Annotated in this window: 7 protein-coding genes; 6 read left to right on the forward strand and 1 reads right to left on the reverse strand. The window is 57.3% G+C overall.

The annotated features are described in order from the left end of the window. Positions 1-758 precede the first annotated feature (758 nt). From PSR62_RS17585 to PSR62_RS17600, 4 genes are all read left to right on the forward strand, one after another. On the forward strand, positions 759-1190 hold the full coding sequence (locus PSR62_RS17585; RefSeq protein WP_274404304.1) for a hypothetical protein: 432 nt from the start codon (positions 759-761) through the stop codon (positions 1188-1190). 405 nt (positions 1191-1595) lie between these two features. Next, positions 1596-3836, forward strand: coding sequence for a serine/threonine protein kinase (locus tag PSR62_RS17590; RefSeq protein WP_338020089.1), 2241 nt, complete (start codon positions 1596-1598; stop codon positions 3834-3836). Between the two features lie 727 nt (positions 3837-4563). Further along, complete coding sequence (locus tag PSR62_RS17595; RefSeq protein WP_274404306.1) at positions 4564-5901, forward strand: sulfatase family protein; 1338 nt, start codon at positions 4564-4566, stop codon at positions 5899-5901. 485 nt (positions 5902-6386) lie between these two features. Further along, the gene (locus PSR62_RS17600) at positions 6387-8159 is read left to right on the forward strand and encodes a S41 family peptidase (protein ID WP_274404307.1); all 1773 of its coding nucleotides are present in this window, start codon (positions 6387-6389) and stop codon (positions 8157-8159) included. Positions 8160-8249: 90 nt separating this feature from the next. Here the strand turns inward: PSR62_RS17600 and PSR62_RS17605 are convergent, their stop codons facing one another. Beyond that, complete coding sequence (locus PSR62_RS17605) at positions 8250-9323, reverse strand: transaldolase family protein (protein ID WP_274404308.1); 1074 nt, start codon at positions 9321-9323, stop codon at positions 8250-8252. Between the two features lie 606 nt (positions 9324-9929). Between PSR62_RS17605 and PSR62_RS17610 the strand changes: the two genes are divergently transcribed. Further along, positions 9930-13841, forward strand: a complete 3912-nt coding sequence (locus PSR62_RS17610) for an efflux RND transporter permease subunit (RefSeq protein ID WP_274404309.1) — start codon at positions 9930-9932, stop codon at positions 13839-13841. A gap of 243 nt (positions 13842-14084) precedes the next feature. Further along, positions 14085-16457, forward strand: a complete 2373-nt coding sequence (locus PSR62_RS17615) for an efflux RND transporter permease subunit (RefSeq protein ID WP_274404310.1) — start codon at positions 14085-14087, stop codon at positions 16455-16457. The last annotated feature ends 42 nt before the right edge of the window (positions 16458-16499 follow it).

Raw genomic sequence — 16499 nt, forward strand, 5'->3', positions numbered from 1 at the left:
CAATAACCAATAAGGATTTGACTTCGCGTGGATGCGACGGTTGAGTCACTTTCTCTTTTCTGTTGCTTCGTTCGTCGCGGTTCAAAACGCGTCGTCTAGCCGAAGCTCAAGCCCTCTGTTCAAGATGCCCGGTGATGAACGCCGAACGGCCCGCCTGTTCTCCCTTGGACTTTGCTTCTGATTCCTGCCCTCCGGTAAAGGCTCTGGTTCGTTCCAATTGCAACTCTTCGGTGGTTGGCCACTTGCTCGGACCCTGGTTGTGCTGGTTCGGCCGTGAATGGCATCGATTGAGATTCACTGCCCGGTGGTTTTGAGGCAAGAGATTGCTGTCGCGACATATCTTCCCCCTTCGCCCTCCTGAAGACGCTCGAATTCGTTCGGTCATTTCACTTCCCTGGTTCATGCGTTAAGCAGTTCGGCAGGAGTCTTTCAGCATTTTGAATGTTTTGGGCAGCGTCGTTGCTCCCACGTACAACCGTGGCTAACGCCAACGGCTCACATACCCGATGACACCTGCGTACCTGCTTAGAAAGTGCAAAGGAACACGAGCAGGAACGCTCACCATCGATTCAACTGTCCTTGCCCGGCCTTGCCGCTTCCCGGCCATACCAAGAATCGTATCTGGTAGACTCTTTCTAGCGAATCAGAAGTCCTGATTCGCTTCCCCACCCAACCCAGTGCGGCGACAAAGTTCAACGCACAATCGATGCTTGCACCTCCCTCGATCGCGTTTCGTTCATCCGACTCGGAACGAACTTATGAAGTTTTCATTGCGCTCAGTTCTAGTTGTCGTTTTCTTGGTAGCGTTGTGCTGTCCATTTGTCGTGCGACACCTCCAGCACAAGGCCAAACTGACAGCCAACATGCAGGAATACGCGGTCGCATGTGCGATCACCCACTATCTGTCTACGCATGATCTTCAATGGCCGGAAAATTGGGAGCAGCTGGAACCCAGCTTCGTCGCTGAGGTTGGAAATGAATCGCCATGGTCCTTCAGAGAACTTCAGAATCGCGTCTCGGTCCGATTCGATGTTGATCAATCCGAATTGATTGCCTGCAGCCGCGTTGCAAATGTTTCCGTTAATTTCGTCGGGATCAAGACTCCCGACGATCGAGTGAACATTTTCCAACCCAATCAGTTCATCCTGGACTATGTGCGCTTCCACCTTGAAAATGCCGATCGTGAATAGACACGCGTTGAACGCGGACTGGGTACTTGCCAACGATGTGAGATTCGGAGTCGGCGACCGCGGACAAACAAGATATTTCCAAGGTGGAACTCGAATTCTACGATTCGCAGCGATTTTGATTAGGCTACGGGTCGCAAACTGCAACGTTCCCTCCCTGAGCGGAGATCCTGCGGCTTTGCTGAAACCTCCCCTCGTTTCGCTGGCCCTTCTGGAGTGAGGGGGGGGATGAGAAATGCCAGGTAATACGGGGCTTCCACACCGCGGGATCTCGGCAGGGAGGGAGAGAACTTCGGCGTTGGAAGTGTTTTGGCAAACGCCAGTGCTCCCACGAACAACCAGGGCGAACGCCCAATGGCTCACATGGTGCTTCCCGATCATTCCTGACCAACTGCTTAGCTTTCCTGCATGAATCCACTGAAACGGTTGAACCGCCCCCGAAATTCTCGAGTGCATCCTGACGCGCACATGACATGGGCCTCGCGGAGCATTTCCACGACGGTCACCCGAACCGGACTGTATCTCCAAAAGCAGCTTTGGATTTGGCCAATCGTTGCTGTCGTGGTGTTGTCGACCATTGGCTATTTCATGGGCAATGCGATTGAAACAACGATCAAAGGCAACGTCAGCTCAGGGATGCAAACGCTGGTCGATCTGGAAGCCGAAATGTTGACCAAGTGGTTCAGCGTTCAGGAGTCCGCGGCCGAGGCCGTGGCCAACGACGCCACCGTGCGACGAACGGTGTACCAGTTGTTTCAGCCAGATCAACCTGTTTCCCCCACCGCATCCCCCACCGACCCGCACAAGGAACTCGCGGCTGAGTTAGGTCCCGCGATGTCGGCACACGACTTCGATAGTTATCTCTTGGTGGACAAGTCCAAACGAATCGTCTCGGCAACCCACGCGGCCTTGGTGGGGGAGCAAGGGATTTCCGAATACGAACCATTCCTGGATCGGGCATTGGCGGGGGAAGCTTTCGTCTCCCCACCGTTCCCCAGCGTGGTGATGATGAAGGACACGGATGGGCAATCCCGAATGGGCGTCCCGACCATGTATGTCTGCGCCCCCATTCGCGACCCATCTTTTCAAGTCGTGGGAGTGCTTGCGTTGCAGATTCGTCCCGAGCGCGAGTTCATTCCGATCCTTCAGCTTGGCCGGACGGGTGCCTCGGGTGAAACCTATGCCTTCAATGAAGACGGCATCATGATCAGCAACAGTCGCTTCGACGAAGAGCTGATCCTGCTGGGTCTGTTGCCGGACCAACCCCATTCGCATTCGATCCTGCAGATGTCCGTGCGTGACCCCGGTGCCGATATGACGCGAGGTTTTCGCCCTGACCGCCGCCGGTCTCAGTTGCCTCTGACGACCATGGCAGCCGATGCGATCGCAGGCAATTCTGGCCTGAACGTTGACGGCTACCGGGACTACCGGGGAGTGAACGTGATCGGCGCTTGGCGGTGGTTGCCAAAGTACAAAATGGGCGTCGCGATTGAAGTCGATGCCGAGCAAGCGTTTCGACCGATCGTGATCTTGCAACGAACGTTCTTGACGATCTTCATTCTGTTGCTGTTGTGCGCCATCGTGATTTTCGCGTTCACCCTGATCGTCGCTCGGCTGCAACGTCAATCGCGTGAAGCGGTGATCGAAGCCCAGCAACTCGGCCAATACACGCTGGATCAAAAGCTGGGCGAGGGCGCGATGGGGGTTGTGTACAAAGGCCACCATTCAATGCTGCGGCGTCCCACCGCGATCAAGCTGCTGCATGCCGACAAAGTGAACGACATGTCGATCGCTCGGTTCGAACGGGAGGTGCAGATCACCTGCCAATTGAACCACGCCAATACGATCGCGATCTACGACTACGGCCGCACGCCCGAAGGAGTGTTCTACTATGCCATGGAATACCTGGACGGCATCGACCTTCAGGACCTCATCGACAAGTACGGAACCCAGTCCGAAGCCCGCGTGATTCACATTCTGTTGCAGATCTGTGGGTCCCTGTTCGAGGCTCATTCGCAGGGTTTGGTCCATCGCGATATTAAGCCCGCCAATGTGATGTTGAATCGCCGCGGCTGTGAACCCGATGTGGTGAAAGTCCTGGACTTTGGTTTGGTCAAGGCGGTCGATCACACCGAGGGATCGTCTGCAACTGATGGAAGTTCGATGTCGGGGACGCCGTTGTACATGTCGCCTGAATCCATCCAGGCGCCGATGACCGTTGACGCTTGCAGTGACATCTACGCCGTCGGTGCCGTTGGCTACTTCCTGCTGACGGGCAAACCTGTGTTCGAAGCGGCCAATTTGGTCGACCTGTGTCAAAAGCACATTGAAGAATCGCCAGTCCCGCCGACCAAACGCAGCAACGTCCAAGTATCCAGCCAACTCGAAGACGCGATCATGGGATGCTTGGAAAAGTCACGTGCAAAGCGTCCGCAAACCGCGCGTGACCTCGGCGTCCTGATCTCGAAATGTGCAGCCGCGAGCCAATGGACGATCGAGGACGCCGATCGATGGTGGGGGCGGCACGAACGCGGGTCAGAGAGCAAGGCATCGATCACTCCGACACCTGGGTCGTCGTCTACCGAGTCGGCTGCGATGGATGCCACGATGGACCAGTCGTTCCACGAACCACCGAACGAGGCCGTCTAAATCGGCAAACGCCGCCCTGGGTTGCAACTCCGAGCCCGCCCCATTTTGAAGCTTGAACTTCGCAATCCTCCCCATCTCATCGCTCGCCACCTGTCGCCGCTCGGCGGCTTGTCGAGGTAGGTGGTCCGAACAACCGCGAAGCAGTGGCAATCGGAAGCAAGCAGCTCTAAGATAGCCCCAGGCATCGCCTGGGGTTTCGTTACGGAGATTCCGACACCAGCCCCAACGGGGCGGACCTAAGAAAGACTCCCCAAAACCCGCTAGGACCGCCCCCGTTGGGGCTTTGTAATCTTGGTCCCGCCACAACCCAGGGCGTTGCCCTGGGCTGGCATAGGGCTGCCCCGTTGGGGCGAAGTCGAGGAACAAAACCTGCGCAGTCCAAAGCGGTGTCAACACCAACCTTTTGACAGCCCAGCGTTCGCCCCGGTTGCGTGTGAAAACCGTGGCGAACGCCCAAACGGCTCACATACCCGATGACACCTGCGTACCTGCTTCGTCCCCGGCTACCATCTGACATCCCGACCGAGAGGAAGTAAAACTGAAATTGGTGGCTCCACGCCATGAAGCGAGACGGCAGTTCGCTGAATTATCAGTCGGCCCCAACCAGTCGGAGTATTCTTGGTGATCTTCGCCATTGATCCGCACGCCGCGTCATGGCCCAAGTTGCCGCGATCATGTCTCGATGGCAAACCGCAAATCCGTTCCTATTCACTGAAAGATCATTTTGATGGGTTGGTTGAAAACGTTTGTTCCCGGCTTCATCACCCTCGCCGTCCTGTGCTCCGTTGCAACCGCAGCCGAAAAGCCCAACGTCGTTTTGATCTTGGTGGATGACCTCGGATACGGCGACTTGTCGAGCTTTGGAGCGGATGACCTTCACACACCGCACATCGACCAATTGATGTCACGTGGGATGCGTTTCGACCAGTTCTACGCGAACTGCACGGTGTGTTCTCCAACTCGAGCCTCTTTGTTGACCGGGTGCTATCCAGATCGGGTGGGGGTTCCCGGTGTCATTCGCCAGCAGAAACGCAACAGTTGGGGCTACCTCGATCCGAATGCCACCACGCTTCCACAATTGCTGAAGACAGTGGGTTACCACACCGGCATGGTCGGCAAGTGGCACCTGGGTTTCGAGACCCCGAACATTCCCAACGCACGTGGGTTTGATTTCTTCCACGGCTTCCTCGGCGACATGATGGACGACTATTGGTCGCACCTGCGTGGTGGGAAAAACTGGATGCGACGCAACCAGGAAGTGATCGCCCCGGAGGGCCACGCGACCGATTTGTTCACACAATGGTCGATCGATTACATCCAAGAACGCAGCCGACAAGACCAGCCATTCTTTCTGTATCTGGCTTACAACGCGCCCCACTTCCCGATTCAGCCGCCCGAGGATTGGCTCACCCAGGTGAAGGCTCGTGAACCACAACTGAGTGCCGCTCGAGCCGCCAATGTGGCCTTCATTGAGCACCTGGATGATGGCATTGGCAAGGTCGTGGCGTCGATTGAAGCAGCAGGGATTGAAGACAACACAATCATCCTCTTTTCATCTGACAACGGGGGTTCGATTCCGCACGCGCAGAGCAACGGCCAACTGCGGGGCGGCAAGCAGGATCACTGGGAAGGCGGGATTCGGGTTCCGACCTGTGTCGTTTGGCCCGGGAAGATTCCGCCGCAACGATCCAACGCGATCGGCATGACGATGGATTTCTTGCCCACGCTGTGCGAGATCGCGGGGGCGAAGGTCAGGTTCCCCATCGACGGCAGGAGCCTCACCGACATTTGGCTGCGAGGCGGGAGCGGGGATCCCGAACGCACGTTGGTTTGGGTGCGTCGCGAGGGAAATGACCGTTATCAGGGGCGGGCTTATTATGCGATTCGCAAGGGGCCTTGGAAGTTGCAGCAAAGTTCGCCCTTTGAACCCATGGTGTTGGTGAACTTGGATCACGATCCCCTGGAGAAAGCCCCGCAACCGGCGAGCAATGCGATTGCACGTGGTTTGCGGGAGGAGCTGATGCTGCATTTGCAACGAGCTGGTGCCGTCCCCTGGCAGCCCTGAGCCCTGTCGTCCCTTCGAGGCTGAGCCAAGGGCTGGATGATTTGCTTGCCTGCGTGTGGGACACTGCCTATTGTTATCGCGATGCCAAGAGACAACGGAAGACGAGAAACACCTCGTCGGTTTCACAGGAGCACTTGTGAAGCCATGCGATCACGGACCTGTGATCACATTGAGTGAAGTTGTTTCTTTCTGCGCACTGGAGGCGCATCACGCGGTGAAAGTCGTGCCTGATCGGCACGATCCACCCCAGCGACAAACTTGCCTTGACCGGCAAACCTTTCGTCGCCGCAACAACCGACCGCTTGTTCAACGGGTCGTGCGGTTTGGAGCAAACAGGGTGATATTTCATCGGCATGGTTTTTTGACCGGGCACGTTTTGTGACCTAAGTTTGCTCAGCCCCACGGTTCGGAGTGTCTTCCGCGGGGCTTGGACTCACCCCGGTCCAGCATTCCCCCTCCAACGACACTCGCGATGGAATCGGCGCATGGACCTGTTAACGACGATCAACCGATGCTTTGCTTTCAACCAGCAAACGCTCCAATCGAACGCTGGCAAAGCGATTGCCAAGCACGCTCGTCCGCGACGAGTTGCTGGACGCTTGCGGACGTTCGCGTTGGTCTTCGGTGCCTTCGCCGTCGGTGGTTCCTCGATGCCGGCCTTCGCCCAAGGCTATGTGCCTTCTCGTGGCCCGGCTGTTTCCGCCCCGACCAACGACGCGGAACGCAAACTTGAAGAACAGGAACGTGCCCGTGCATTGGCCGACGGCATTGAACTGGAAGACGCGGGCCAGTGGAGCGATGCAATCGACCACTACGAAGCCGCGACTCGCCGCTTCCCACAAGATCGCATCTTGTATCAACGGTTGTTGATCAGTCGCTTGCGATTTGATGTCAATCGTCGCTACCAAGATCAAACGTACCAACGGTCGCTGCGAGACATGACGACTTCTCAGTCGCTCGACCTGTACAGCGAGATCCTGGCCAACCTGCAAACACACTACGTGGACACGATTGAGTGGTCCCGAGTGTTGCTGCACGGGACCGCCGCTCTGGAAACGGCGCTCGACGACGAAACCTTCGTCCAAACGATGTTGCCCAACACATCGCCGGAAAAGATTGAAAAGTTCCGGATGGAGATCCATCACCGAATCAGTCAACGATCGACACAAAGTCGCTTTGATTTGCGAGCCACCGTTTCGCAGGTCGCCTCCATGGCTCAACAAGAACTCGGACTGAGTGGCACCGCGACCGTGCTGGAATTCGTTTCCGGTGCCGTGTCGACGCTGGACACCTACACCCGATTGCTGTCACCGGGACAACTGGACGACATGTTCAGCACCATCGATGGCAACTTCGTGGGCTTGGGCGTGGAACTGAAACCTGGCGAAGATTGCTTGAAGATCCTGTCAGTGATCCCAGGTGGTCCTGCGGATGAAGCGGGCATTGTGGCGGGCGATCGAATCATGGGGGTCGACGCGACTTCCGCGGCCGATCGAGACCCTGACTACGTGGCGGATTTGCTGCGTGGCCCGGAGGGATCCACCGTTGCCTTGCAGATCGTTTCCGTCGACCAATCACCACGTTCCATTCATGTGGCTCGTCGCCGAGTCGATGTGCCCTGTGTCGAAAACGTGCACCTGGTCGACGCCGAGGCCAAAACGGGTTACTTCCGTCTGACCAACTTTCAGAAGTCGACCCCAGCAGAGGTGGAACAAGCCCTGTGGACACTCAGTCGGCAAGGGATGCGTTCGCTGATCATCGACCTGCGAGACAACCCTGGCGGATTGCTGCCCGCTTCAGTGGAGGTTGCGGACCGATTCATCGAGTCCGGTCGAATCTTAACGACCCGAGGTCGCAACGCCCGGGAAAATTTCGACTACTCGGCTCACCGTGCCAACACCTGGAATGTGCCGCTGGCGGTGTTGATTGACCGGAACAGTGCCAGTGCTAGCGAAATCTTTTCGGGAGCGATCCGCGATTCCAATCGCGGCACGATCGTCGGCGAGAAAAGCTATGGCAAAGGCAGCGTGCAAGGAATCTTTCGGATGCAAGCGGCACAGTTTGGATTGTGCCTGACGACCGCCAAGTTCTATTCGCCCAGCGGTCGAGCGATCAGTGAGAACGGCGTCGAACCACACTTGTCGGTGCCGCCGACCTACATCGCCGCTCGTCCCGATGAGAATGGCCGCTTGGTCACGGAACTCGAAGACGACGTGCTTCAGCATGCGATCGAACACCTCGCTCAATCAGCCAACTGATTGGGAAGTGAACCTTGGGTTGAACCCCAAGGTTGTTCAAATGCCGTCGCTCCGCGACTTGCAGGCACGGGCTGCGTAGACGGCCAGACGCTAGGCTTGCTTCGTCAACTCATCGCGTTTCGCGGAGATGATCGCCAGCAGTTCGCGTTGTGGCTTGACGAATTTGTCGACGCCTTCGTCCATCAAGAACTTGTGCATCGCCTTGATGTCCAGTGCGGCGTCGATTTCGTCTTGGACCGCTTGGGATGGCATGTCGTCGACTTCTCGTGTGAACAGTTTGCCGCTGGCGTCGACCGCTTCGTTGGTCGAGGGGGGGTTGGTTTGGATATCACTGCCCGCCAACGCTGCGACGTACTTCCATGGTGGGTCGTCTTTGCTCTTGGTTCCCGTGCTGGCGAAGATCAGCTCTTGTTCCAGCTTCAGGTTTTTGTCCGCCCAGAACAGTTGGTTTTCTTTCCAAATGCGTTTTGCGTTCAAGATGCCAACATTGCCTTGCGCTTCTGGCGACAGGTTCGGCAATTCCTTTTGGGTGTACACATCAATTCGCGAGATGAAGATGCTGTAGACCGATTTGAATTGGTCGAGTGAACGGGTGCCGGATTCAGCCGCCCGTTGAGCACCTTTCCAAACCGCTTCGCGTGCCGCGTGGTACTGATCCCCGGTGAACATCAACGTCACGTTCAGGGTGATTCCGGCGGCAGCCAACTCTTCCAGTGCCAACAGCCCCGCTTCGGTTGCGGGAACCTTGATCATGCGGTTGGTGTGTCCCGCCGCCCATTGCTTGCCCAGCTCGATGTAGCGGGTGGCGATTTCGGAGGGTGAGAGGTTTTGATCGGGATCTTCCAAGATGGGATCGAGCTCGAAGCTGACCCAACCGGCGTTACCAGCGGTCGATTGATGGATGGCCGCGAATTTCTTTTCTGCATCGGTGACCAATTCGTCCGTCAGGGCCCACGCGATGGATTCGTCGTCAAGACCTTCGCTGAGCAGCGCGTCGATTCGATCATCGAAGCCGCCGGCCTTCACAATCCCAGAGATGATGGCGGGGTTGCTGGTTGCACCAACCGCCCCCCACTTGAGGTTCTGGTCAATTTCGGAGGGCTCGACCGAATCCAAATACAGCTTGGTTCCGGAGTCAATCAGGGACTGGAGGGATGCAGACATCAGTTCACTTCGTGGGTTTCGGTTAGACAAGTGTGAATCGCGAAGACGCAAACAAACGGCTTTCACAAGCGAAACAGGAGCCAAACGCGAGCGAATCGCCCGAGTCGGTGCAAATCCCCGCCAGGTTGTGTTCTCCACGACTCCCCAACCGGATTCCTCGTTGCGGGTGGGGAGAGAATGAAAACGCAGTGCCAACGGTCTGGTTCGCTGTGTTCAGCCGATTAGGCTGTTTCAACAATTAGAATGCATCCGGCCCGTTTTGTGGGGGTGGGGCAACGCGTCGCTGATGCTTTTCGCGCGGATCGGCAGCAGACCGCCAAGCGTTTCGGGTTAGAAACTTCCCAGTTTTTCTAACCCTCTCAATTGTCTTGCAACAATTGAAACGTTTGCGTGGGACAATCGCATTGACGTGGACCTTCTGCCGATCGCTCGATAGCTTATGGAGATGACCGACATTGGCGGCAGATGCGTCGTTGACAGCGACCGATGCTGGCGGCAAAACGAGATTGAGACGAGTTTCAATCTCACGAAAAACTCGCTCCCTCCACTTGTCCACTCGAAGCGGTCCCGACGGGACCACTCTTCTTCTCACTTTCGGAATCCTCGATGACCGCAGATTCAACCAAGCCGTCGTTCCTGGAGCGGCCTGGCCCGTGGGGACTGAGTGTGGCTTTGTTGATCCTCATGGGATTCTTCTTTTTCATGCCGTCGGCGTTCCGCGCTGCTCGCATGGGGCTGAAGAACAAAGAGAACGATGTCAAAGACTGGTTGCCCAGTGACTTCCCTGAGACCGCCGAACTGGATTGGTTCGCGGATCACTTTGCGGGCGAAAGTTTCGTTCTGTTGACCTGGGAAGGATGCAACGTCGGCGACCAACGGTTGCGACTGTTCGAAGACAAACTGTTGCACGAGTCGGCGAACTATCGCGAGCAACTCGCCGCGGAAGAAGCCTGGGGCGAAAACGCCTTGTCACTCGCCGAAGTCCAAGCTCGTGTCCGGGCTCGAGAACTGGGCGAGGAATTGGAATTGTTGCCGCCTGGCCAAGACCTGACCGACTGGGGTGGTCAAGGCGAAAAGTGGTTGGCGTCCGCCGATGGCACTTGGTACTACATCACGCCGGAAGGCAAGCTGTTCCGCTGGGAAGAGTCGATGAACGGCCCGGCCGCCTTGGTCCGCAAAGTCAAGAAATCACTCGGCAATTACGAGTTGCAGGGTCAGTTTGTGACCGCGTTCGGCGATCCCTCCACCGCCGACCGAATCAACCCGTTCTACAACGACCCGATGTTGTTGTGTGCGCCTCTGTTTCAAACGGTTCAAACCGGAGCCACCATCGCGGAAGAGCTCGCCGCGGAAGGCGGTCCGCTGTGGCCGATCGATCTGACGGACGTGACCAAGAAACCGATCGTGGCCAAACGGTTAGCGATGGAGCGTTTGACCGGAACGTTGTTCGCTCCCGCAGTGCCGCATGAGTTTGGCTGGACGGCGGAATCGTTCGTCGAGGCCTTGCCCGAAGAACAGCGAGGCGAATTGCCGGCGGATGCCCTGGAGGTTGCTGAACGAACCCTGCAAACCTTTGTGACCGAACGTTTGGATGGCCAACGAGAGAAGCTTCCCACTTCACTCACTCAGACGCAAACCGATGCTTGGTACGCCGTGTACGATTCGTTGGGCGTGGAACCGCCGCCACGTCTGACTTGTTTGCTGGTCACGTTGACGGATTTGGCGAAAGACAATCTCGCCTTCGCGGTCGGCCGCGGGACGTTGGGAATGCCTCAGGGTCGATTGCTGCAACTGGCTCAGCAATCCGGAATCCAGCCACCGCTTCCGCCCAGCAGTGCGCCGCCGCCGTTCAATCGCGAGCCGCCGGAATCGATTGGCGGAATGCCTCCGTTGCGAATGGGCGGTCCTCCGATCGACAACATCGCCATTGACGAAGAAGGCACGATCACGCTGGTTCGCCTGGTCGGCTACTGCATCCTGGTGGGCGTGTTGCTTTCGTACTTCTGCTTCCGCAGCGTCAAAGTCACGATCATGTTGTTTGTCGTCGGCGGTTCTGCCGCGATGCTCAGCATGTCGATGGTGGGTTGGACCGGCGGACGCGTTGACGCGATTTTGATGTCGATGCCATCTCTGGTCTACGTGCTGGGGTTGTCGGGCTCGATTCACGTCATCAATTACTACCGCGACGAAGTCCGATTCCGCGGGCGACGTGGGGCGGCCACACGAGCCTTGATGCATGCGGCATTGCCCTGCTCTTTGGCGGCACTGACCACCGCAATCGGTTTGGCGTCGCTGTTCACCAGCAATCTGAAACCGATCAGCAACTTCGGTTTGTATTCCGCGATCGGTGTGATTTCGACGCTGGGCATTTTGTTCAGCTACCTTCCCGCGGCACTGGAAACGTTTTCGCCCCAGTTTGGCCAAGACAAATCCGAAGAACGCAAACGCTTGGCCGCTGCCAAAGGCCAAGCGGAGTCAACCGGCAAGGCCTCGGCAGCCAAACCCCAACCCGCCAAAGAGACGGTTTCGGGTGAGTTGGAATTGGCGGCTTGGTGGGCAGGCGTTGGCCGCTGGATCACCAGCCACCATGCTTTGGTCAGTGTCGGTTGCATCGTCGGACTCGCGGTTGCGTCGCTGGGACTGTTCAAGATCACGACCTCGGTGCAGTTGCTGAAGCTGTTCGATCCCCAGGCCCGTATCCTTCGCGATTACGCTTGGTTGGAAGATCACTTTGGGAACTTGGTGCCAATGGAGATCGTGGTTCGCATGCCACCTGAAATCCAACGCCCAGAGCGTTTGGCGGTGGCGACAACCGAAGAAGAAATCGAGGACCAAGATCGTTTGTCCGACCCGATTTCGCTGAGCTTGTTGGAACGCATTGAAGCGGTTGCTCGAATCCGCAAGGTGGTCACTCGCTCGCTCGGGGAAGAAGGCATCGCCAAGGTCGGCCAAGCGTCCAGCATGGACACCTTCATCGCGCCCCTTCCGGACGTCAGCAATGGATGGAGCAACACGCGGTCACAATTCAACAGCCGCTTGAACGATTCACGTGACGAGCTTCTCCGAAGCGATTACGTCAAAGTGGAAAAGAACGGCCCGCTCAAGGACAGCGAACTGTGGCGATTGAGCTTGCGAGTGAGCGCGCTTTCGGATGTCGATTACGGGTTGTTCATCAACGAACTGAAAGACGCGGTCGATCCAGTTGTGCAAGCCTACCGTGTGCGAGCGAAATTGCTGCGTGAGTTGCAACAACCCGACGGAACGCAAATTCCCAAGGCCAAGGTTCTGGTCCTCGGTGCCCAAAACATTTTGGACCTGGACAGCGCGATCCTGGTGAGGACGGACGAAGCAAGCGGCGAACGCATTGTCGATCAGCAAGCCGTGTTCCTGGCCACGTTGCGGGAACTGCTGGGCAACGAACGCATCCGGCAAAGCTGGATTGATCCTGAAGCAACTGACGCGATCGCGAAACCCTCAGACGAGAACTGGGATCGGCGAATCGCGGCCGCAGACGTGGTCATCGATCTGGCGGGACTGCGATTCCAATCTTCGACGGCCACACCGGCCGCGGTTGAGAAACCCACGCCGTCGATCGCCGCCGGTGCGCCCCGATTGATCTCCGCCATGGAAGTGATTTCACGGCCGATCCCCAAGCACATTCTGACACTCGAGAAAGTCGCAGACGGGCTGCCCGATCGTTTGCCGGTTTTCGAGCTCGACGAACCCGCCACGCCTCAGGTGATCTACACGGGTGTTGTGCCTGTGGTCTACAAAGCCCAGCGGACCCTGTTGGGCAGTTTGGTCGAATCGATCTTGCTCGCGTTTGTGCTGATTGGTTTGGTGATGATCGTGTTGCTGAACCCAGGTTCCTTCCCTGCAAATTGGTTGGCTCCTAGCAATCTGCGGGCAGGCTTTGCGGCCGGCGCAGTTTCGATGATCCCCAACGTGTTCCCGGTGCTGTTGGTGTTCGGCATCATGGGACACATGCGAACGGCAGTCGACATCGGAACGATGATGACCGCCAGCGTCGCGATGGGAGTCGCGGTTGACGACACGATCCACTTCCTGACTTGGTTCCGACAGTTCCTCGAAGAAGGCAAGTCGAGAAAAGAAGCGGTCATCGAAACCTACCGCCGCGTTGGCCCCGCCATGACGCAAACCACCATCGTTGGTGGATTGGGTTTGTTCATCTTTGCGATGTCCACCTTCACCCCCACGCAGCGTTTTGGAACGTTGATGTTGGTGATGTTGGCAGCCGCCTTGATCGGTGACTTGATCTTGTTGCCCGCTTTGTTGGCTGGGCCACTTGGAAAGGTCTTCAAACCAAGGCACGCCCACCTGGGAAAGCCCGCGTTTGATCCTGGGCAATCTGTCTCAGGCGAAACTGCGCTGCGAGACGACCAGGTCACCACGCCTAGCCGTCCCGAGGGGATCGTTGTGACAGAGGACACTCCCGTGTTGAAGGTCCACAAACCGCCGACACGGGCGGAGTCCAACCAACCCTCCCCCAAGGGCTGATGCGTCGGTCTTGGTCCTCACGTGATGGGCGTCGACGGACTTCTCGCTTGGCAATGTTCCCTCCTGCTGGAAGTTGCCAAGGGGCCAGGTTGCGAAAGTTTGACGAACGATCCGATTGAAATGCTCCCTCGCGTTCGTTCTGTCCCGGGATGCGGCGCTCGCGAGTGATTACGAGTCGCCAGCGAAGGTCGATTTCGATAGGCTCGGTTCTCATTCTGTTTCGAACTGATCGACCATCACAACATGCCTTTGAAATCCCTGGGTGACCAAGCGACAACCTATCGCGTGCGATTCTGCATCGGCCTTTTGGCAGTTTGCATTCTCGGACCGCTGGCGGCGCGTGATTCGACGCGGGCATTGTCGACGATGTACAACGCACCGGCGCTGTGGTTGCCCGAGGACATGCCGGTCCGCAAACAATACGACGACTTTTCAAAATTGTTTCAGGGCCAAGACGTCCTGATGATTGGTTGGGACGAAGCGACGATCGGTTCGGAACAAGTCGACGCCGCCGCGGAAGCCTTGCTGCCACTGACCCAAGCGACCCCAGATCGCCCCGCCCATTTAGCCGGCGTCAGTTCCGGGCAGCGGGTCTACGATGTCCTGACCAGCCCGCCGACCAGTTTTTCAGATCGCGCCACACGAGCGAGATTGAAAGGATCCCTGATTGGCGAAGACGGCGAACAAACCATCGTCTTGGCCACCTTCACTGAACAGGGGAACCTCAATCGCCAAGATGTGTTGGCCGAAGTTCGGCAAATTGTCTCGGACACCATCGGTGTCCCCGAAGACCAGATCTACACCGCTGGGCCGCCCACGGATGGTGCGTTGGTGGATGCGGAAGCCCAGGGCTCGATCGACCGTTTCACGTTGCCTTCGGTCATCGTGGGGGCTCTGATTTGTGTGTTCTGTCTGCGGTCGATTGTGCTGACGGCGATCATCATCATCGTCGCGGTGATCGGGCAAGGCATGTCGCTCGCGATGGTGCTGTATTCCGGCATCGAAATGAATGCAATTCTGATCGTGTTGCCGCCACTGGTGTTTGTATTGACCGCCAGTGCAGGAATTCACCTGTGCAACTATTACCGCGACGCGATGTGCAGTGATCCGACCATCGATCCGACCGCGGCAACCCGCCAAGCCATGCAGGCAGGAATCTTGCCGTGCTGGTTGGCCGCGACCACCACAATCATCGGCCTGGGATCACTGGGGTTGGTTCGCTTGGTTCCCGTCAGCGCCTTCGGGTTCATCGCCGCGGGATCTGTGTTTGGAACCTTGTTGCTGTTGTTGCTGCTGCTGCCCGGTGCAATGCAGTGGCACGGCAAGCGACACCGCGCCAAACACCGTGCGGCCTTGGCCAAGGCCAGGAAGACGGAGAACAGCGAAACCGAAGATGATCCGTTGCCGGTCGAACATTGGCGTTCACAAATCGGGCACGCATGGGAAGCCTTCGCGGCGCAGTTCATGCGATACCCGATCATTGTCGTCACGTTTTTCACGATCATCACCGCCGTTGCCGCATCGGGTTTGCCACAACTGACCACGTCGGTCAACATCCCGCGAATGTTCCCCGAGAACAGTCGCATTCGGACCGACTACGCTTGGTTTGAAGAACACATCGGACCAACCATCAATGCCGAGGTGGTCGTTCAGTTCCCGCCCGCTTCCATGCCGGACCCCATCGACCGGTTTCGTTTGGTCCGAGACGTCGATGATCACCTTCGGTCCACTGAGTTGGTCGGGGGTGTGTTTTCGGCGCGATCGTTTTTGCCGAGCCCACCGTCCAAGAAGAGCCGTTCGATTCGGTCCACGGTTTTGGAAGCGAACATCCGCAAGCAGTTGGAAGATCCCGATTCCCCGTTGCAGGACGCGGGCTACATCGCGATCGACGACAACGGCAATCAGCTTTGGCGGATCAGTTTTCGATTCCCGTTTGACGAGGCAATCGATTACCGCACCGAGTTTCAACGGGTGCAGGCAGAAGTGATTCCGATTTTGGAGGAAGCTGGCCAAGGCATCTCGCCGCAGTTCACCGGTGGCGTGCCAATGACCACGGAATCGCAAGATGTGTTGCTGCAGGATTTGTTCCGCAGCTTCCTAGCGGCGTTTGGAATCGTTGCGATCATCATGATGTTGTTGCTACGCAGCTTCGTTGGTGGGTTGGTCGCGATGTTCCCCAACCTGTTCCCAACGATCACTTTGTTTGGAACGATGGGGTTGCTTGAAACACCACTGGACATTGGATCGGTGATGACCGCCAGCGTTGCGTTGGGAATTGCCGTTGATGGAACGATTCACTTTTTGACCAAGTTCCAAAGTCAGTCTCGCAAGGGAAAGGCGCGAACCGAAGCGTCCCTCGCTGCCCTTCACAAGTGCGGGCCAGCGATGTGGCAAACAACCGCAGTGTGCGCCATTTCGCCTCTCGTTTATGGGTTGTCTGATTTCCAGCCGACCCAGCGTTTCGCCTTCATGATGTTCGGGTTGCTGCTGGCCGCTTTGATCGGCGATGTGTTGTTGTTGCCGGCCCTGCTGGCATCGCCACTGGGACGTTTTCTGACGCCTAAAATGCCCTCGGCAAAAGCCAACTCCGCAAATGATTCGAGCACAACACCCTGATTCGTGTTCGGTTAGGATGTGAGGCCACGGGTTGTTTCCCCA

This window comes from Rhodopirellula sp. P2 (assembly GCF_028768465.1).
In the GTDB taxonomy this organism is placed as follows: Bacteria; Planctomycetota; Planctomycetia; order Pirellulales; family Pirellulaceae; genus Rhodopirellula.

Excerpts from the sequence above, each read along its gene's own strand:
- PSR62_RS17585 (WP_274404304.1), top strand. The coding sequence starts at position 759 with ATGAAGTTTTCATTGCGCTCAGTTCTAGTTGTCGTTTTCTTGGTAGCG.
- PSR62_RS17590 (WP_338020089.1), top strand. The coding sequence starts at position 1,596 with ATGAATCCACTGAAACGGTTGAACCGCCCCCGAAATTCTCGAGTGCAT.
- PSR62_RS17595 (WP_274404306.1), top strand. The coding sequence starts at position 4,564 with ATGGGTTGGTTGAAAACGTTTGTTCCCGGCTTCATCACCCTCGCCGTC.
- PSR62_RS17600 (WP_274404307.1), top strand. The coding sequence starts at position 6,387 with ATGGACCTGTTAACGACGATCAACCGATGCTTTGCTTTCAACCAGCAA.
- PSR62_RS17605 (WP_274404308.1), bottom strand. The coding sequence starts at position 9,323 with ATGTCTGCATCCCTCCAGTCCCTGATTGACTCCGGAACCAAGCTGTAT.
- PSR62_RS17610 (WP_274404309.1), top strand. The coding sequence starts at position 9,930 with ATGACCGCAGATTCAACCAAGCCGTCGTTCCTGGAGCGGCCTGGCCCG.
- PSR62_RS17615 (WP_274404310.1), top strand. The coding sequence starts at position 14,085 with ATGCCTTTGAAATCCCTGGGTGACCAAGCGACAACCTATCGCGTGCGA.